Genomic DNA, 19112 nt, shown 5'->3' on the forward strand with positions numbered 1-19112 from the left:
AATGTATCTCGACTACAGGCAGCTAAAATCGGAACACAAGGAACAAATCATTTCTGCTTTTAATCAGGGCATGGAGTGTCGAGACATTCCTAACTACCTTGGTGTGAGCGAAAGAGCAGTTTCAAGGGTTTTAAAAGAAGCGGACATCAATACTAAGCGGCGAAACCGCTATACTTTAAATGAGAGCTATTTTGATGTAATTGACTCTCAAGCTAAAGCTTATTTATTAGGATTGATAGCTGCTGATGGCTGCGTTACTCAAACTAATTATGTAGCTTTTGAATCTATTGACAAAGAACTTACAGAAATGCTCAGCATAGAGCTACAATACTCTGGTGAAATTAGAGTTATTCAGCCTCAAAATTATGCTCCTCACTACCGAATAAATTTTTCTTCTGAAAAGCTGGCAAGCTCTTTACAGGGCTACGGCATCATAACAGGAAGAACTTTTTCGGAAGTTACCTATTTCCCTAACTTAAAATATTTAGGGTCTTATGTGTTAGGCTATTTTGACTGTGACGGTTGTGCTTATGCAAACAAAGGTAGAAGTGGCGGTTTAGTCTGCATTGTTGGTTCCTTTGAATTTGCCCGCGAACTAGCAATGCACCTAGGGATGGGTTCTGTACAAGAGCATCAATTAAAAAAAGTTTATTATTGGAGAATCTTTAGTCGAAAAAATATACAAGCATTCTATGATTTTGTGTATCAGTATCCCCGCTTGGGGTTGCAACGAAAGAAAACTAAAATAGAGGCTATTCTCAGGAGTTACAAACATGGTTAAAATTATTAGTCGAAAATCACTAGGAACTCAAGAAGTCTATGACATAGGCGTTGAACGAGAACATAACTTTATCCTAGAAAATAGTTTGGTGGCATCTAACTGTTTTAATAAATCCCATTCAATGGCTTATGCCTATATCACGTATCAAACTGCCTATTTAAAGGCGAATTATCCTCTAGAATACATGGCTGCACTGCTGACTGCTAACAGGGGCGATCAGGATAAAGTACAGAAATATATTGCCAATTGTCTCAAGCTGGGGATTGAGGTTGAGCCGCCGGATGTTAATAGTTCTGAACTTACTTTTACACCGCTGCCCAAACAGATTACTGGAGGTGCAAAAGATAAAATTTTGTTTGGAATTTCTGCTGTTAAAAATGTGGGAGAAGCGGCAATTGAAAATATTTTGGCGGCGCGGCAAGAAGGGGGTAAGTTTAAATCGCTGGCTGATTTGTGCGATCGCGTAAATCTGCATTCTGTCAACCGCCGCGCTCTAGAAGCTTTAATTCAATGCGGTGCTTTTGATAAAATTGAAAACAACCGCAACCAATTAGTACACGACCTCGAAGGGGTGATTAAATGGGCGCAAGAGCGCAAAAGAGACCGAGAAAGCGGCCAAGGTAATCTTTTTGACTTGTTAGGTGCCAATAGCTTCGGGAAGTCGGTCAATACCTATGAGTCCGCGCCCAAATCTAAATTGGTAAAAGATTTTGAAAAACAGGAAAAATTGCGTTTAGAAAAAGAATTACTTGGCTTTTATGTATCAGAACATCCCCTAAAGTTTCTCATGCAAGTAAACGAAGACCCCGATGTTGTGACTCTCGAACAGTTAGCAGAGAAAAAGGGGAAAGTATCAGTTATTGTCATGCTCAGCGCTATCAAAATGGTTGTGACCAAAAAAGGCGATTCGATGGCAATTTTGCAATTAGAAGATTTGACAGCTCAAATAAAAGCTGTGGTGTTCCCCAAGGCTTACGAACAAGTGAAACCTTACATTGTAGAGAATGCTATCTTACAGATTAGTGGAAAAATTGAGAAAGATGGGGAGGAAATTCAGATAATTGTAGACACTGCAAAGCCGGTTGAAACAGTACAGGTAGAAGAGGAAATCGAGAAGGCGGAACCGGAAATAAATAACCATTGGCCGGCGGAACCTGTCAACGTTGTACGATCGACAAAACCTGTCGAAGTTTTAGAAATGGTGATTGTCAAGCTTACACCGCAACAAGTACAAGACGGGAAAAAACTCAATTCCCTCAAAGCTATTTTGCAAGAACTTTCCAATCGGGGAGAAGATGCTAGCGTTTCTGTGGGGGGAATTGTTGTCGGTGAATATTCCTGTCAACCGCTTCGGATTAACCCACAATTGTGGGTGCAAGATGGCGAGGGAACTGTTAGCCGTCTCAAATCGGCTGGATTTGATGCTTGGGTTTTTCCTCTAGACAATCGCGGGGATGCTGCGGTATTTCGAGAAATGCGATCGCAACTTAACGTACATTCTTGGGCCAGTCGTTTACTTGACACTGACACCGATCGCCTTCACAAGTATGTCACTTATCTCGCCCAACTAAACAGACGCCCGCCAAACTAACACTTCGCCGCCATCCCCACCGGTGACTAAAGTTTGACCGTCAGGACTAAAAGCCACCGGATTGCACCCAGCAAGAGAGCACAAACATTCTCCTGTTTCCAGGTTCCAGAGTTTAACCGTACCGTCTCGACTCCCGCTAGCCATAGTTTCGCGATCCGGACTCATCGCCACCGAAATCACCGCATCAGAATGCCCCCTCAAAGTATTAATCAATTCCCCTGTATCGGCATTCCACAATTTAACAGTAGCGTCGGCACTTCCACTGACAATCATCTTGCCGTCTTGACTAAATGCGATCGCATAAACCCAATCTGAATGACCGACAAAAGTCCGTACACTCTCCCCAATACCTACCAGCCACATCTTGATAGTTTTGTCAGCACTGCCGCTGGCAAGCATCATACTTTGAGGGCGAAAACTAACAGATAAAACCTTCTCAGAATGTCCCGAAAGTTTTTGAACCAATGCTCCGTTGCGCTGGTTCCACAATTTAATACTCTTGTCGCCGCTGGCACTCGCGATCGCTCCAGAGTCGCAACTAAAAGCCACCGAGTACACGGGGCCGTACCGGTGACTGTACGGCGAACCAAAAGCGCTGTAAAACTCGCGGATCATCGCCTTTTTATCCAGCTTCCACTCAATAACTTTTCTGTCAAAACTGCCGCTAACCATCATTCTCCCGTCTGGGCTGATTGCCACAGCATCAACCGTTGCGGAATGGCCGAAAAAAGTATGGATGAATTCACCTGTTTGCAGATCCCACAGCTTAATTGTTTTATCGTCGCTGGCGCTAGCGAGAATATTACCTTGAGGATTAATAACCACAGCATTAACCTGGGCTGAATGACCGTGGATAATGCGATCGCACCGCCAGTTATTAGACGGCAATAATCTCGGATTGTTAGCGGATGGTACAACATGAATCTTCTGGGGCGGCGCGGCCGAGACTGCGGTTGCTGTATTGGACTGCGAGTTAGTTAATGGCGAATTAATAGCTATTTTTGTTGGCGAATTATAACTGATTTGAGAGCGGGGATATTGCCCAACATTTACCAAATCCTGCAACACTTCAGCAGCAGATTGATATCGCTCTCTTACCGAATCTTTGAGCAATTTGTTCAAAATAGTTGCTAATTTATGGCTGACTTTTATGCCTTTTTGCGCCAAGTGCGATCGCCAAATCCATTTGCATTCCAAAGCATCGAACAAATCCTTCAATACCGCCCCAGTTAGCAGGTGAATGCAGGTAACGCCCAAACTGTAAAGGTCGCTCGCCGGATACGCCTTGCCACTGCGAATTTGTTCGATCGGCGCATAGCCAGCAGTTCCAGTTATCGTCCCAGTTTGCGCCTCAGAAAGGCCGGTAATGTGCTTAGCAACTCCAAAATCTACGAGCACAAACTGACCCCCCCTGGCCTTCCCCTGTACAGCAGGAGATTCAGCGACAATTATCCCTTTCATACCGCCAGAAGATTGAGGTAAATTTGCCCCTCGTTTTTCTTTAGCAGGAGTTGAGGTGCCGTATCCAGCCGCCCAGAAGGTTTGGGGAGTTCTCCGCACAATATTTTCCGGCTTAATATCCCGATGAATCACCTGCTGCTCGTGAACAAATTGCAAAACAGGCAACAAATTGATCAACAATTCCCAAATCTGTTCCTCGCTAAAAGCTCCCCGCTGCTGCAACTCCTGAAACAAATTATTTCCCTCAATTAACTCTTCCACAAGATACAGACGTTTGGCTTGTTCAAAAGAAGCCAGCAAACTAGGAATCTGCGGGTGCTCTCCGAGTTCGTGCAGTCGGTGAGCTTCTTGTTTGAACAGTGCAGTTGCCTTTTCTAATTCAGCTTTTTCTTGAACTTGGGGGAAAAATTGTTTGATGGCGCAGCGAGTTTTCAACCTATCTTCATCGACAGCTAAAAAAGTTCTGCCAAATGTTCCTTCACCGATAGGTTGAAGGGCGCGGTAACGCTCTTTCAGTAGCAATTTAGAGCCGCACGCCAGACAAAAATTGGTTGAGTCAGCATTCTGCGGCTTTTGGCAATGGGGATTGAGGCAATAGCTCATCTTTTTTCCGGGCTGGAGATTCCCACCACAGCTAAACTTAGCAACATGGTAGTCTGTTTCCACTCACGCCCAGAGCACCATTCTCGATAATACCTGAGAAACTGGCTTTCTTAACCCAAAATCTCGGCTCTCAAGTTGAGCCCGTGGCAAGAAACCCAGGTGACGACACTAGAAGTGCTTGATGTGAGTTTCCATATATTGTAATGCTTTCCTAAAATTTTGCAGGTTGGCGGAGCGCAAACTGGTATGTTAACAGTCAACTGTTAACTACGGCTATTCTGGAGCATTTATGCCGAGAGTAAATACCAAACTGAGACGATCCCGGCTATTCTCCCCCATCTAAAAGACACTCTTGATCCTCGCCGCCCTTCTGTGAGGATGCTTTGGCTTTAATCACCGCTTCTCTAAAGCCTAAAACTAATAAAATATTGGCAAGTGTTAAGAATAGTTCCGCAGAACCGTGCAGCCAATCGACATTTGCTAGTGACTCGTTGTAGGCAACTTTTGCGTAAATTGCGGCGGGAATCGTCACCGCTACAAAAACGAGAGTCCCGTAAAACCCCATCAGAGCTAAACGGGGTGTTTTTCCCGATCGAGTCAAGAACCAGAGAAATCCCAAGTAGGGAAATAGAGACAGAACAAATAAAGTTTCTTTGGAAATCATTAGTAATTGGTGAGCGACCAGATACTATGATAAATTAAAAGCTCAAAAATTAGTGTGAATAATTTTTAACTTTTAATGTTGAGTTTTTAATATTTAATTCTACAGATGCACCCGTTTGTATCGAAATGCTATGGAATCACCCAATACCATAGCTCTTAACCCAAGCAGCAGCAGGTTTGCAGTATTCAAAACCCCTCACCCACGCCTAGACAAAACCCGTAACTTTTCCCCTAACACCGTTTTTAGCACAACACATTTTTCACCCTGCCAGTCTGTTAATTGTCCATCACCCCAAAGCTATCCAGCAATTAGAAATAGAGAGGGTTCCAAAGTTTTTGGTCTGTTCGGCATCAAGCAAGCATCGTTCAAAACCTCTAAATCCAAGCCGTTATTTCTATCTGCTGCCCTAATTTCCTTGAGCTTAGCATCAAAATCAAAACACGGCCCGCAATCCCAAACTTTTAGTTCCAACCGTCCGTTAAATACCCTAATTTCCAGTTGAACAGGAGTTTCTACTGGCAGATTTTTGTGAGCGTGGCGAACTGCATTAGTGAAACCTGCGGCCAACGCCAACTGAAACTTACACCAAACCTCATTGGGGAGCGATAAATCTTTCAACTGCTCAAACCACAACAAAACTTTAGTTAAAGCATTCACATCTGTGTTGACTTGCAGGCTAATATGTTGAAAGCAAGTTTCATGCAGCTCTTCTTCCTGCTCTGTTTCAGTCTGCCAATCCCAGGTGTTTAATAAATTCATTAACCCATCTAAAACGCTAGCTTTTTTTATATTTTGGGAGCGATTGTGACCTTCTACTTCGTAAGTTTTGCTCAGCGACAAACAGTTTCGATTGTCGAGAGTCCGGGTGTAACTGAGCTCGTCTGCAATCTGCCACATTAGTTTGATCCCCCTGCCGCTTTCTGCAAGTCGATCTATGCTGTTCGACATCTATTTTCCTCGTCTGAAAGTATTAGCTGTACCCTATGTTCCCACCCGCCGAGACACGTGGTATTTTTTTGATACTTACTGGCTCGGTATTATTTCGGGATCACACAAAAATGCTATCTTCTTTATAGAAGGCAGCGCATCAGCAATATGTCTTAAGAGTCTAAGCCAATTGGCTTATTTACCGATCGCCTGTACGGATAACGATCGCCCTCGGCAGCAAAATCCAACTGCATCTATTGCAAAACTTATCCGCTGTCGGAGTCGCTCACTTGCCGCAGCCGTCGCCAGATCCAGAATCCCTGGCATTTAGCGCCTCGGGCCGATCGCCGTTCGCTGCAGGGGAGCCTTGATGTGCGGGCTTTCATCCCCAACGCCTAAGTAATATCCGTGAGCGCGATGGCTACGCCCCGGCTTACGCCTACGAACCTTACACCGTCGAGTCGCGTCCATCCACTAGACTAGGACTTACGCAAACAACCAAGTTTCTGCTCAGAATATTGGGTTTGACAGCGAGGAATTAACGAGGAAACCGGGTTTTTGGTCCCCCGCGCGTAAGTCCCGCAGACAAATCGGTGATGAAAGGCAGTTACAGGACTTACCCCGACTATGACCAAAATCAAACTGAAAATTTTGACTGCAGCGATAATGTTACTCCCATTTTGCGCCGCACTTCCCTTGCCAGCTCAAAATCTGTCTCTAGTCAAGCGGCTGCTAGAAACCAGAGGATGTCCCGGATGCGACTTATTTGGCGCTTCCTTGAGCCGTGCAGATTTGTTTGGCGCTTCCTTGAGCCGTGCCACTCTCAGCAGGGCCGACTTAGTTGATGCCGACTTGACTGCGGCTGACTTAATGGAAGCTAATTTAAACAACGCCAACATGAGAAACGCCTTTTTGGCTGACGCCGACCTCAGCAAAGCCGACATGAGCAGGGCCGACATCAGGGGAGCCAACTTAGAAAATGCCAACCTCAGCGAGAGTTTTCTGCGAGACGCCTCCCTCCAGTTGGCTAACTTAAAATGCAGTAATTTGAGCGCAGCTAAACTAAGTAGAACCGACCTGAGAAATGCCGATTTAAGCGGTGCAAATCTCAGGGGTGCCGACCTCCAAGAAGCCGATTTAAGCGGTGCAAATCTCAGGGGTGCAGACCTGAGATCGGCCGACTTGAGGGATGCGAGATTGAACAAAGCTAATCTTACAGATGCCAATCTCTGCGGTGCCCGGATGCCAAACCAAAAAACATCGCGGCGAGGCTGCGATGTTAAGAAAGAACAAGCTATAAGCACGAACAATTACTGTAATTACTGCTATGCCTTGAATGACTGGTGGCTGAATGTATTAAGGTTCTACTAAGCAGTATCATCGGGATAAATGCTCTGCTTGAGATATGTACAGTTAGAAGGGCGAGCCGGCGGTACAGATATCAAACTTAACCTGTTACCGCCAATAGCTTTTATCTACTTTGAAGAACCTAAAAATTGGCTCAGTATTTGCAGATATTTTGCGCCCCCTATCTGTGCCACATTAGTGTGACCTCCATCAGGAACTATGTACAACTGTTTGGGTTCAGGTGCTGCATCAAACAGTTTTTTGCTCATTTGCGCTGGAACTACACTGTCAGCAGTGCCGTGAATAAATAGCACGGGCATTTGCAGGCGATCGACTTTTGAAAGAGAATCAAACCGCTGTGTCAGCAAAACATCGATCGGAAACATCCAAAACAGCCCTTTTTGGAAATTCACCATCGCCCGTGTCGAAGTAAAAGAGCCTTCTACGATTAACCCCGCCGCCTCCGGGTGACGCACGGCTAGATCGATCCCGATCGCCCCTCCCAAAGAATGACCGTAGATATAAATTTGATTCGGGTTAATCCCCCGCTGTTTCACCAAATAATCCCAAGCAAGTTGAGCATCCTCATAAACCTGAGATTCACTCGGAAAATCGCCCTGGCTTTTTCCATAACCGCGATAATCCATCACAAACACCGACAAACCTAACCGATGAAATCGATGAGCGTGTTCGACATTTGATCCCACATTTGAAGCATTGCCGTGCAGATACAAAACTACCTTCCCCAGCCCCCCCTTGTTAAGGGCGGGAACCCCAGCGATGGCCCGTTTGTCACTTTGGGGCGGAGCCAGAAACGACTCCCCCTTTCTTGCTCCACCCCTTGCTAAGGGGGGGCGGTGGGGATTTTCCGAGGCAGGGATCCACCACCCGTGCACGCTTTCCACCGCGCCTGTTTTAGTTGAAATTGGCAGCCAAACATCTTGATATTTCAACTGAAAATCATCTGGCGTAGTTTCGATCGCCCGCGCGGGAAAAAAGATAAACTTACCTTGCGCTACAAATAGGAATACACAAGCAGCAGAATAAGCAACGGCCAAAACTATCCCAAAAGCTATTAGCGATTTAGACAAAAGGAATACTTGCAAATTGTTCATAGATAGAGCACGCGGGAAATTAGAGATCGCTCAAAAGCTAATGGCAAATGATTAATTCAGACAATTAGCCAAGATCGATTACTAACTTCCGCCGCCTTATTCCGCCGATTTTCAAAAATTAATGCAATTCGGGGTGGTGTAAGTGCCAATTCGTAGACTGTTCGTAAGCGTGAGCCACCTGAAACAACCGAGATTCTTGCAAAACATTACCAATCAGTTGTATACCCACGGGCAGTCCTTTATCGTCAAATCCGCAGGGCAAACTCAAAGCTGGCAAACCAGCAAGATTCACCGGAATAGTCATCAAATCTGACAAATACATACTCAGGGGATCGTTGAATTTTTCGCCTGCCTTAAATGCGGTAGTAGGAGCAGTGGGACAGACTAAAACATCAACTTGAGAAAAAGCTTTTTCAAAGTCTTCTTTAATCAAAGTCCGAACTTTTTGAGCTTTTAGATAATAGGCATCGTAATATCCCGCCGACAATACGTAAGTGCCGATCGCAATCCGGCGTTTAACTTCCGCACCGAACCCCTGAGAGCGGGTTTTGGCATACATATCCAAAAGATTATCGGGGTCTGGAGACCGGAAACCGTACTTGACTCCATCATATCGCGCCAAATTTGCCGAAGCTTCCGAGGGAGCAATTATGTAGTAAGTGGGCAAACCGTAGCGGAACCGGGGACAAGAAATGACTTGAATTTCTGCGCCCAATTGTTGAAATTGCTCGATCGCCTTAGTAACAGCGTCTTTAACCCCCGAGTCCAGCCCTACACCAAAAGTTTCTTTAATTACACCAATTCTAATCTGACCCTTCGGTCGCAAACTGGGTCTTAAAGCTTGAGCGTAGTCAGGAATTGGGACATTAAGACTCGTGGAATCTCTCGGATCGTAACCGGCGATCGCCCCCAACAAAATCGCCGAATCCTCAACCGTCCGGCCAAAGGGCCCGATTTGATCGAGAGAAGAAGCATAGGCCACCAAACCGTAGCGAGAAACCAACCCATAAGTCGGTTTCAGCCCCACCAACCCGCAAAAAGCAGCAGGTTGGCGGATTGAGCCCCCAGTATCCGAACCCAAACTCACGACGCATTCTCCCGAGGCCACTGCTGCGGCAGAACCGCCAGAAGACCCTCCGGGCACGCGCTCCAAGTCCCAAGGATTCGCGGTAACTTGATAGGCAGAAGTTTCCGTCGAGCTCCCCATTGCAAACTCGTCCATATTCGCCTTACCCACAATCACCGCACCGGCTGCTTGGAGTTTGGAGACGACGGTGGCATCGTAGGGAGGAACAAAATTCTCTAAAATCCGAGAGGCGCAGGTTGTGGGAACGCCCTCGGTGCACATATTATCTTTAACGGCGATCGGGATGCCGGCCAACAGGCCAATTTGCTCTCCGGCTGCGATTTGGGCATCCACTTGATGGGCCTGCGCCAATGCGCTGTCTGCCGTCACGCACAGAAAGCTTTTCAACTTCGGCTCTAGCTGGGTAATTCGGTCTAATGCTTCTTGAGTAATTTCCACAGCAGAGCGTTCTTTATTGACCAGTTGTCGGTGCAACTCGCGGATGGATGCCATGCTCGTACCTTTATTATTTCTACTTTGAGACAATACAGTTAATATAGCTGGCAATTGTACCTGCTTACAGCCCGAAGGCAAAGTCTGCTATTTTTGTGGCGAAAGTTCGATCGCGCGATCGGTCATTTTATATACAATACATTAAATTCCCAAAAACCCACCGGACACAAAATAGCGATCGAGTTTTTTACCTAATCTTTTAAAAAACCAAGAATGCAACTGTATCAGGACTGATGCAAAAAGTAGTTTGACGCGAGATTTATATGAGTAAGGGGTAAGGTGTGCAATGCCGCCCCTACATAATTAGGTTCTGCCTCCAAGAATGTGTATACAAGATCGCAATCATTAGGAAAGCAGTCATTCCCAATTCTGTAATCTAAATTCTAAAATATTATCACCCAGATTCTCTTCGAGGCAACCCAGGATTTATGGTAGAAAAAGATGGCATGAAAATCAAATAATCCAGATTGCAACTGCTTTGTTTCGGAAAATATATTCACATACAACAAAATATTTTATTGTCATAAGTCACCAATCTTGTGAGATTTAATTATTTTCAAAAGCCTACTTAAAAGCATCTGAAGCTGATGTTTTACGAGAGCGATCGCCTCCCGATCCTCCATAAAATAATGAATTGAAAATAGAAACTTAGGACAAATAAAATATAAGATTATGGCTGCACATTCCCTAATTACTATGGTCAGATTATGAAGAGGATTTTTTTAGTCAAAAATGACTGAAAGTTATCAGTCATCCGAGTGAATTAATGGCCGCTGCGCGATCGAAGAAAATAGCGATCGACCTTTTCCGATCCACGCCCATTCTGCCAGAGGTCAATCGATTTTAGATTTTAGATTTTAGATTTTAGATTTTAGATTTTAGATTTGAAGCATTGACTTGCGCGAGATAAATACGTTCGGCTCTTTATCGGATACAGGTTTTTTATTTCTGGACGGATGAATCCGGGGGCTTGTATCGTGGATGCTGGATTGTCAAAAAGCCTGTCAGAAATCTGGGGTTCACAAAAAAGCTCGAAACACTCACCGCCACGCCGAGGTCTTTTGTTGCGCGCACCTGCAAAAAAACAGCAGTCCTTCCTCAAGTGCGAGTAGCTGCGTGCATCTGGGGTAAAAAAAGCTACTTATTTGCCCGAACGATCCCCAGGAAAATAATTTCATCCGGAATTATCCCCAAAACCCAAGATATATGCTAAGAAGTTCCCGATGCCCCGTTGGAGGAATGCCACCTAAAGCTCACTTAGAATCCCACCTGACGGCAGAGGAACTCAAAATTCGCTACCGGCAGGCACAAAACACCACAGAGTCGCGCCGCTGGCACTTGCTGCTGTTAGTTTCCCGAAATTGGACTATCAAACAAGCAGCCCAAGTCGTAGGCCTCAACTACGACTACGCCAAAGAAATTGTCCAGCGCTACAACCGAGAAGGGCCTAACTCTGTCAGGAACCGCAGCGGAGACCGCCAGCCCCCTCCTGCGAAATCCTTGCTGAATCCTGAACAGCAAGAAGAACTGCGACAAGCGCTGCAAGGATCTGCCCCCGACGGCGGAGACTGGACAGGCCCCAAAGTCGCTCGCTGGATTGCCGAAAAGATTGGTAGCGATCATGTCTGGCCCCAACGCGGCTGGGATTACCTCAAGCGGTTGGGTGCTGACTGGCGACGGCGGCGCAGAAAGTAGATAGTTCGCAATATTTAGAGGGGGTTGATTGCCTTCGTGCGATCGCTCCCTTTATTTTAGTTATCTTGCTGCGATCTAACTTTCCGATTTCACATTGTAGATTGTAGATTTGTTCTGTAATCTAAAATCTAAAATCTAAAATCTAAAATCGTTTGACTGATGTAACAATAGCTGCTTATATAGAATTTGGTTGTGTTGAGGATGTTAAATATGCCAGAGATCGGGCGTTTTTTGTCGATCGCCAACAAGATGGCGGCAGTAGTAGCCGGCATCGGACTGGTTCAGATGTTAACCATCGCAAGTTCATTCTCTCAATCATCTAACCCGCGTTCCTTAGACGAACTCTACAAAATTCGCGATCGGCTAGTCACCGAATTAGAACAACCCCCCTCTCCCTCCCCAGAACCAACCCTGCTCTCCCGCTTAGTTCCCGTCGCCACAAATCCTCAAGAACAAGTGCTACAGCAGTTGCAAGCGGTGGAAGCTCAAATATTAGTAGAACAGAGGGCTAACGACAACTTACAGCAAGCAGTCCGTTTAGCCAACAGAGCCGTAGAAACTCAACGGCAGCAAAATAAGTCGATCGAATCTTCACAGAAAACTCAATTTTTGTGGCATCAGGCCCTCAACAACTTGCAGGAAGTTCCTCAAAATTCATTTTTAGCTTCCCTCACTGCCTCAAAAGCTCAAGAATACCGGGAAAATTTAACAGCAGCAACCTTTCAACTGCAGCAAGCAAAATCTAATTTTTTGGCTGCGGTTGCCCGGGAAAGCGGTTTGTCGGATCGAGCTTCGATCGGCATTTGCCACCTCTCTAGAGAATGCGTAAACCTCCGGGGCGATGTGCCTCCTGTCAGTCCGGCCAGCTTAATTAAATTGCCGATTGCTGTCGCCCTGATGCAAAAAGTGGAAAAAGAGAAAATAAGTTTGAACAAGGAAGTATTTGTCAATAGCGGTAATTTTACCGAAGACTCATCGACGCAGATTTTGTCCCCTAAAAATTACCCGCTACAGCTACTGTTAGAAGAAATGATCGATCGCAGCAGCAATACCGCCACCAATCAACTTATTGATTATTTGGGTTCCGATTACATCAATCAATTCTTAGAAAATCGCGGCTACCAAGTCACCCGCGTCAACTTCAAATTAATGGGGGAAAAGATTATGCCCGCCAACCCCGGTTCCGGCCCCAACCGATTGACTGCTAACGAACTCACCGAAATGATGGTGCAAATTTACAATGGCGAAACACCTGGTGCTAAACTGTTAATAGAAACTCTCAACGGTCAGTACGATCGCGCTCTGGGATTTGCCGCCTTGCAAGGAACTAAAGCTCAGTGGTTGGGCGAAAAAACCGGCCAAAATTCCCTGGTTCTGGGCACAACTTTAGCAATGAGCATTGACGGCGAAGCCTATGTAATGACTGTGATTGACCCCGGCAGCGGCGATCTGCAAATGCGCCAGTCTATTTCTAAAATTGCCGATTACATTGTCCGAAACCCCAGCTTTTAACGGTTGGAATATACAATTTATAGCGGGGACAACGCACCGCCCCAACAGTTAAAAATGCCGCATCAACAACTCAGTGTTTCCGTCAAAGGCAAAGGATTTCCCATCCTCTGCTTGCACGGCCATCCAGGTTCCGGCGATTGTATGTCGGTATTCACAGAACACCTATCAAAACGCTTCCAGACGATCGCCCCAGACTTGCGCGGATACGGCAACAGCCGCACCTCTGTTCCCTTTGAAATGACCGACCACCTCCTCGATTTAGAAGCACTTTTAGACAGATTAGGAGTCGATCGGTGTTTGGCGATCGGATGGTCTTTGGGAGGGATTTTAGCCCTGGAATTAGCCATGAAATATCCCCAGCGAGTCACCGGTTTGATTCTACTTGCCTCCGCAGCCAAACCGCGAGGAAGTCACCCTCCCATCTCTTGGCAAGATAACCTTTACACCGGTATAGCCGGAATTATCAATTGGGCGATACCCGGTTGGCAGTGGAATATTGATACTTTTGCTAGGCGATCGCTCTTTCGCTACTTGATACAGCAGCATACAGCCACCCCTTACCGCTACTTAGCAGAGGCAGGTACCCCCGCCTACCTCAAGACTTCCAACACGGCCACCAAGGCTTTAAATACCGCTCTGAGGGCCGGATACAACCGATTGCTGCACCTGGGCGACATTGAATGTCCCAGCTTGGTACTCGCCGGAGAGGCCGATCGGCACATCACCTCAGCATCCAGTTTAGAAACCGCCCGCCACCTCCACGATTGTCAGTGGCAGTGCTATCCAAATACAGCCCACTTATTCCCTTGGGAAATTCCCGATCGGGTAATCGCAGACATCGATCGCTGGATTGAGAGTCACCCCGAAGCAGTTGGCAATTGCTAGTGTTGAGTTTGGAGTTTGTCAGAAGCAATTAATCACCCAACAGTCAAGAGTTTTGAAGTTACAACTCACAACTCAAAACCGCACAGCGTTGCGAGGGAAGCGTAGCCTCTCAAAACTCAAAATTCCCCCTGCTTCTACTGACCGCTCAAAACCGGCCACAGCCCTCCATCACCAAGCTTTCCCAAATCTTCTGCAACCGTCAAAGTAATTGGTTTGCAGCGGTAAATCGAAACACTAACACCTTCTGCCCCTTCATTTTCTATGTCTTCTACATATCCTGCTTTTGCAGATTCCGCCTCTTTCTCGGTTAAGAACGGGCCAAAATAGTAAATGCACCGCGGCGCTGAAGTTTTAACTTCAACCCACCAAGCCAATCCGAAAAAGTTGAGCAAGCTAATCAAGAATTCTTTCATCTGCTTTTCTAATGTATTTGACGGTGTTTTCAGGGTGCTGCGAACACGCCTAGGCTTTTGTTATTTACAGACTGACTGCTGCCAAGAACCGATCCAAACCTATTTAAATATATCTAAATAGATTGGTTTCGAATTCCTCTTTGAACGTAGGGGCAAGACCCCCTCTACTTTCGCCTGAACAAGTAACGACAGTCGATCGGCTATTCTTACTTGTTCAGGGTGTGGTGCCACTCCAGTCTGGGCGGCATTGACAATAAACTACTCTGTTGTGCTCTTTTTTTCAACCACCTTTACGATCGGTGTACGTGAAACTTTTTGGGCCCCCGCTGACGGTAAATTTCGTATAAAGCCATCCCCGTTGCTACTGAGACATTCAGGCTAGGAGTATGGCCCCTTAAAGGAATTGAAACTAATCCGTCACATCCGCGCTGTATCAAAAGGCTCAAACCGTCAGCTTCACCACCCACCACTAAAACAGTAGCCCCGGAGAAATTGACTGTCTCTAGAGATTGACCGACGCCTGCTGCAGTGCCATAAATCCAGAATCCAGCCTCTTTGAGTTCTTCCAGCGCCCGGTTAAGATTGACAACCCTCGCCACAGGCAGGCTTTCCAATGCCCCTGCTGCCACTTTTCTCACTGCCGAGGTAATCCCAACAGCCCGCCGCTGCGGAATCACCATGCCCTGAGCTCCCAATGCTTCTGCGGTGCGAATAATCGCCCCTAGATTGTGCGGGTCGTTGAGTCCTTCTGCTACCACAATTACTGGATCTTCGCAAGCCGACTTAGCCTTTGCGATCAGTTCGCTCAAATCCAGGTATTCGTAGGCTGATACTTGAGCCGCTACGCCTTGGTGGTTTGCTTTGCGCGTGATGTAGTCGAGGCGCAAGTCGTCAACTTCGTCAATGATGCTGCCGTTAGCTTTGGCTTCGGTTAGCAAGCTGTGAAAGCGGGGATCGTAGCGCAGGTGGGGAACCACCCAGATCCGGTTGAGGACTTGGTTTGTTTCTAAAGCTGCTTGCACCGCATGGCGGCCGTAAATCATGTCGTCTGTGTCTGCGTCTGGTTGCACGACTGTATTTGAGGCAGTGTCAACAGGGCGAGTGTCTCTGTCCTTGTCTCTGTCTCTGAAATGGTTGCCCCGGAATTCCTGCGGGCTGCTATCTCTGTCTCTGTCTTTGTAATAATTGCTCCTCGATTCCTGCGGGCTGCTGTCTCTGTCTCTGTCTCTGTCTCGGAAATTGTGGCGGGCCGGCTGGGGGCTGCTGTCTCTGTCTCTGTCTCTGTCTCGGAAATTGTGGCGGGCCGGCTGGGGGCTGCTATCTCTGTCTCTGTCTCTATCTCGGAAATTGTGGCGGGCCGGCTGGGGGCTGCTATCTCTGTCTCTGTCTTGGTAATAATTGCCCCTCGATTCCTGCGGGCTGCTGTCTCTGTCTGTGAAATGATTATTTCTGCGAATGTCCGGTTGGCTGTCGGAATCGACTCTCCGTTTGAAAATTGCTCTGACGGGCATTTCTCGCGATTGCGGGGCGAAGGTCGATCTTTTTTGAGGCGCGTCTACTCCGCGAGTGTCGGGACGGGGCTTGCGTTCAAAGCGGGAAGAGGATGGTTGTGAGTCCTGACGGCGGCCTTCGCTTTGGAATGGCTTGCTGTCGGAATTCGATCGTGAGGAGTTAGGTCTGGTAAATTTTCTCATTGGTTTCTTGTAGTCAAAACTTTTTGGCTGAAGGCTAATCGATTGTAGATTGTAGATGTGAGATTCTTGATTGAGGGAGCAATCTTTGGGCTTTGAGATTTTAGATATTCTAGGGAGGGAGCAAGGATTTTGCTGTGTTCCAATTGCTAGTTAATAACTGATAAATCCTGTTTTGCCGATCGAGCTTTTTGCGGTTTTATGTTAGCCGTGCAAGGATGGTTAATTAATCCCTCCCCATTCCCAACTCTTAACTGCAAAATCATCCTTTAAGTCTCAAGATCTAAAAGTGCCAGAAGTTCGGTCAATCTTTCGGGATCGGTGAGATACAAATATCCGACCAATGTTTCTAAGCTGCTGGCTTGTTGGTATATCTCTGGATCGGCTCGCTTAGAACGGCCCGCTGCAGCATTGCGGCCGCGCTTGACAATTGCTAATTCTGTACTGTTCAAGTAAGGAGAGAGCGATCGCAAATGACGCGCTTGAGTTTCGGCTCGTACTTGCCCCACCACTAATTCGTGATAAGCTTGCAATCTTCTGGGCGGCACTAAGTACGAACTCCGAACGTAGAGTTCGTACACTGCATCTCCCAAATATGCCCAGGCTGCGGGCGAAATTCTTTCTATTTCTGCTGGTGTAGCCCTCGCAGGATGCACTCGATTTAAACTGATATCCGTCAGACTCAGTTTGAGTCCGTCATCTGCGATCGGCGACATACTTTTTTAAATAAAACTTCCGCACAGCTTGGTTGTTCTAGTCACTTACTGATTTCGTCTTTCGTTACTTCAGCAATTATAGCTTTTACAGGACTGTTCGCTGTCAGATCGCGAAGCGAGATATACAGGCAAAGCTTGGGGCGACGATCGCACTCCTAAAAAAGGCTTTTTACCAAATCGGGATGCTCTAATTTTTATACCATTTTTCCGCGTGTTTGCCACACATATTTTACTGCCCATCCACCGAAACCCTCAGCATCTGGAAAATAGCGGCTGGCCCCTGTCGCAGCTTCTGGGAAAATCGGTATTCTTTTACCTGCCCAAAAATAAAAATTTGCTATCCAGCGTTGAGAACCGGATAGCTAATTTAATTCACTTTGGCGTCAAGCATCCTTGACGTTTTTTACCGCCTCATCAACCGAAGGCTGCAAAGACAAAAATTTCTCTAAGCGAACCAGTTTAACAGTCTGAGTTACGCGGGGATTTGAGACAATTTGCAATGTCCCCTCCAAGGTTTGGGCTTTTTTGACAAGTTGCACAAGTGCGCCCAAGCCTGAACTATCCACAAAGTCTATCTGAGACAAGTCCAAAATTACGTGTTTTGGGCCCTCGTCAATACATTTGCTTATTACCTTCCGAAAAGTGGCCTCAGAAAAAGCGTCCAGCAGGCCCGTCAGGCGAAATAACTGACAGTTATTCCTGACTTCGCGAGTGCCTCTGAGGCTAACGGTCAGGGTCAATGACTCAGGAATGACACCCTCCTAGCTAGATATGGCTTAAAGTCGAGGCTTCATTATAGGAGTTTTTTGGTCTTTTGTCTACAGTTTTTTAGTCATTAGTCATTAGTCAGAAGCGATCGACACAAACAGCCTCTGATGACTGCTGACTAATGACTGCTGACTAATGACTACTTTTTGCTGCCTACTTTCTGATTGTCTCGCATTGACTGCACGAATCGATCGAATAAATAATCGGCGTCGTGCGGGCCCGGACTGGCTTCTGGGTGGTACTGCACTGAGAACAGCGGCAGAGTTTTATGCTTCAATCCGGCTACGGTGCGATCGTTCAAATTGAGATGAGTAATTTCTACTTCCGGGACTAGGGAATCGGGGTCGATCGCAAAACCGTGATTTTGGCTAGTAATTTCTACTTGCTGAGTTAAACCCGCTGGATGATTCAATCCCCGGTGGCCGAACTTGAGTTTAAAAGTTTCTGCACCCAAGGAAAGTCCCAAAATTTGGTGTCCCATGCAGATGCCGAATACGGGTTTGTCCGACTTTAACAAAGCTTTCGCAGTAGCGATCCCTTCCGTTACCGCCGCCGGATCTCCAGGGCCGTTGGACAGAAAAATGCCGTCCGGGTTGTATTTGAGGATTTCCTCCGGCGACGTGTCAGCGGGGACAACGATGACCCGACACCCGTAACTCGCCAGACGCCGCAGGATGTTGCGCTTGATGCCAAAGTCTAGCGCTACCACAGTCCACATTTGGCCGCTAGCAGGTTTGACTGTGGGACTGAACTCCCAAACCGAGTCCGTGGCTTCAGACCACTCGTAAACCTCGCGGGTGGTGACTTCCCGAACCAGATTCAGCCCGTCCATGCTGGGGGCGTCTTGTACTAGCTCCAAAAGCTCTGCCTGGTCGAGAATCGTCGTCGAAATGCCACCGTTGATCGCTCCCACCGTGCGAATTTTGCGAGTCAGGGCGCGGGTGTCGATACCGTAAATTCCGGGGATATCGTACTGTTTCAGGTAGTCTTGCAGAGATTGCGAACAGCGCCAGTTGCTGGGGCGGCTGCATACGTTCCGGGCGATCGCACCCCGAATTTGCGGGCCCTTCGATTCTTCGTCTTCAAGATTTACCCCGGTATTGCCCAATTCTGGATAAGTAAAAGTTACAATTTGACCGCAATAGCTGGGATCGGTCAATACTTCTTGGTAGCCCGTCATTCCCGTATTAAATACTACCTCGCCAACGACGGTGGCGTCAGCGCCAAACGACCAGCCGCGGTAAGCAGTACCGTCAGCCAGGACTAGGAGAGCGGGTTGTGCAGTTGAAAGTGACATGGCATCCTTAATTACTTTCGTTTGGTTTAATTCTTACCACTGCCAGGGATTTGGTGCTAGTCGGCAA

16 protein-coding genes are annotated in these 19112 nt (G+C 46.9%); 6 read left to right on the plus strand and 10 right to left on the minus strand.

What is annotated here, in order from left to right:
- Position 1: 1 nt before the first annotated feature.
- Complete coding sequence (locus OSC7112_RS14565; RefSeq protein WP_015176613.1) at positions 2 to 781, plus strand: LAGLIDADG family homing endonuclease; 780 nt, start codon at positions 2 to 4, stop codon at positions 779 to 781.
- The gene (locus tag OSC7112_RS14570) at positions 774 to 2372 is read left to right on the plus strand and encodes a trans-splicing intein-formed DNA polymerase III subunit alpha C-terminal partner DnaE-C (protein WP_015176614.1); all 1599 of its coding nucleotides are present in this window, start codon (positions 774 to 776) and stop codon (positions 2370 to 2372) included. The genes OSC7112_RS14565 and OSC7112_RS14570 overlap by 8 nt, the downstream gene beginning before the upstream one ends.
- Here OSC7112_RS14570 and OSC7112_RS14575 read toward each other — a convergent pair.
- From OSC7112_RS14575 to OSC7112_RS14585, 3 genes are all read right to left on the minus strand, one after another.
- Entirely contained in the window at positions 2349 to 4436 is a 2088-nt protein-coding gene (locus OSC7112_RS14575) for a serine/threonine-protein kinase (RefSeq protein WP_015176615.1), read from the minus strand. The two genes, OSC7112_RS14570 and OSC7112_RS14575, sit on opposite strands and share 24 nt — an antisense overlap.
- A gap of 325 nt (positions 4437 to 4761) precedes the next feature.
- A complete protein-coding gene (locus OSC7112_RS14580; RefSeq protein ID WP_015176616.1) occupies positions 4762 to 5100 on the minus strand; it encodes a DUF3593 domain-containing protein in 339 nt (112 codons plus the stop codon).
- Between the two features lie 297 nt (positions 5101 to 5397).
- A complete protein-coding gene (locus OSC7112_RS14585; protein WP_015176617.1) occupies positions 5398 to 6048 on the minus strand; it encodes an ATP-binding protein in 651 nt (216 codons plus the stop codon).
- 645 nt (positions 6049 to 6693) lie between these two features.
- Between OSC7112_RS14585 and OSC7112_RS14590 the strand changes: the two genes are divergently transcribed.
- Positions 6694 to 7398, plus strand: coding sequence for a pentapeptide repeat-containing protein (locus OSC7112_RS14590; protein WP_223300836.1), 705 nt, complete (start codon positions 6694 to 6696; stop codon positions 7396 to 7398).
- A gap of 104 nt (positions 7399 to 7502) precedes the next feature.
- Here OSC7112_RS14590 and OSC7112_RS14595 read toward each other — a convergent pair whose 3' ends face one another.
- Positions 7503 to 8489 (minus strand): alpha/beta hydrolase, encoded by a 987-nt coding sequence (locus OSC7112_RS14595; protein WP_015176619.1) that lies wholly within the window; start codon positions 8487 to 8489, stop codon positions 7503 to 7505.
- A gap of 118 nt (positions 8490 to 8607) precedes the next feature.
- Positions 8608 to 10068 (minus strand): Asp-tRNA(Asn)/Glu-tRNA(Gln) amidotransferase subunit GatA, encoded by a 1461-nt coding sequence (gatA, locus tag OSC7112_RS14600; protein ID WP_015176620.1) that lies wholly within the window; start codon positions 10066 to 10068, stop codon positions 8608 to 8610.
- A 1239-nt stretch (positions 10069 to 11307) separates the two neighbouring features.
- Between gatA and OSC7112_RS14605 the strand changes: the two genes are divergently transcribed.
- The 3 genes from OSC7112_RS14605 (at position 11308) to OSC7112_RS14615 (ending at position 14160) form a co-directional block, all read left to right on the plus strand.
- Positions 11308 to 11763 carry a helix-turn-helix domain-containing protein gene (locus OSC7112_RS14605; protein WP_015176621.1) on the plus strand — a complete coding sequence of 152 codons (456 nt, stop codon included), beginning with the start codon at positions 11308 to 11310 and terminating at the stop codon, positions 11761 to 11763.
- Between the two features lie 210 nt (positions 11764 to 11973).
- Positions 11974 to 13275, plus strand: a complete 1302-nt coding sequence (locus OSC7112_RS14610; RefSeq protein WP_015176622.1) for a serine hydrolase — start codon at positions 11974 to 11976, stop codon at positions 13273 to 13275.
- A 54-nt stretch (positions 13276 to 13329) separates the two neighbouring features.
- On the plus strand, positions 13330 to 14160 hold the full coding sequence (locus tag OSC7112_RS14615) for an alpha/beta fold hydrolase (protein ID WP_015176623.1): 831 nt from the start codon (positions 13330 to 13332) through the stop codon (positions 14158 to 14160).
- 134 nt (positions 14161 to 14294) lie between these two features.
- On the opposite strand, the gene OSC7112_RS14620 is transcribed toward OSC7112_RS14615, so the two are convergent.
- The 5 genes from OSC7112_RS14620 to carA form a co-directional block, all read right to left on the minus strand.
- Positions 14295 to 14573 carry a DUF1816 domain-containing protein gene (locus OSC7112_RS14620; RefSeq protein WP_015176624.1) on the minus strand — a complete coding sequence of 93 codons (279 nt, stop codon included), beginning with the start codon at positions 14571 to 14573 and terminating at the stop codon, positions 14295 to 14297.
- A gap of 290 nt (positions 14574 to 14863) precedes the next feature.
- Entirely contained in the window at positions 14864 to 16267 is a 1404-nt protein-coding gene (gene rlmB, locus OSC7112_RS14625) for a 23S rRNA (guanosine(2251)-2'-O)-methyltransferase RlmB (protein ID WP_015176625.1), read from the minus strand.
- 266 nt (positions 16268 to 16533) lie between these two features.
- On the minus strand, positions 16534 to 16980 hold the full coding sequence (locus OSC7112_RS14630) for a Mini-ribonuclease 3 (protein ID WP_015176626.1): 447 nt from the start codon (positions 16978 to 16980) through the stop codon (positions 16534 to 16536).
- Between the two features lie 383 nt (positions 16981 to 17363).
- Positions 17364 to 17720, minus strand: a complete 357-nt coding sequence (locus OSC7112_RS14635; protein WP_015176627.1) for an STAS domain-containing protein — start codon at positions 17718 to 17720, stop codon at positions 17364 to 17366.
- A 167-nt stretch (positions 17721 to 17887) separates the two neighbouring features.
- The gene (gene carA / locus OSC7112_RS14640) at positions 17888 to 19045 is read right to left on the minus strand and encodes a glutamine-hydrolyzing carbamoyl-phosphate synthase small subunit (RefSeq protein ID WP_015176628.1); all 1158 of its coding nucleotides are present in this window, start codon (positions 19043 to 19045) and stop codon (positions 17888 to 17890) included.
- Between the last annotated feature and the right edge of the window lie 67 nt (positions 19046 to 19112).

It is taken from the genome of Oscillatoria nigro-viridis PCC 7112, from assembly GCF_000317475.1.
In the GTDB taxonomy this organism is placed as follows: domain Bacteria; phylum Cyanobacteriota; class Cyanobacteriia; order Cyanobacteriales; family Microcoleaceae; genus Microcoleus; species Microcoleus nigroviridis.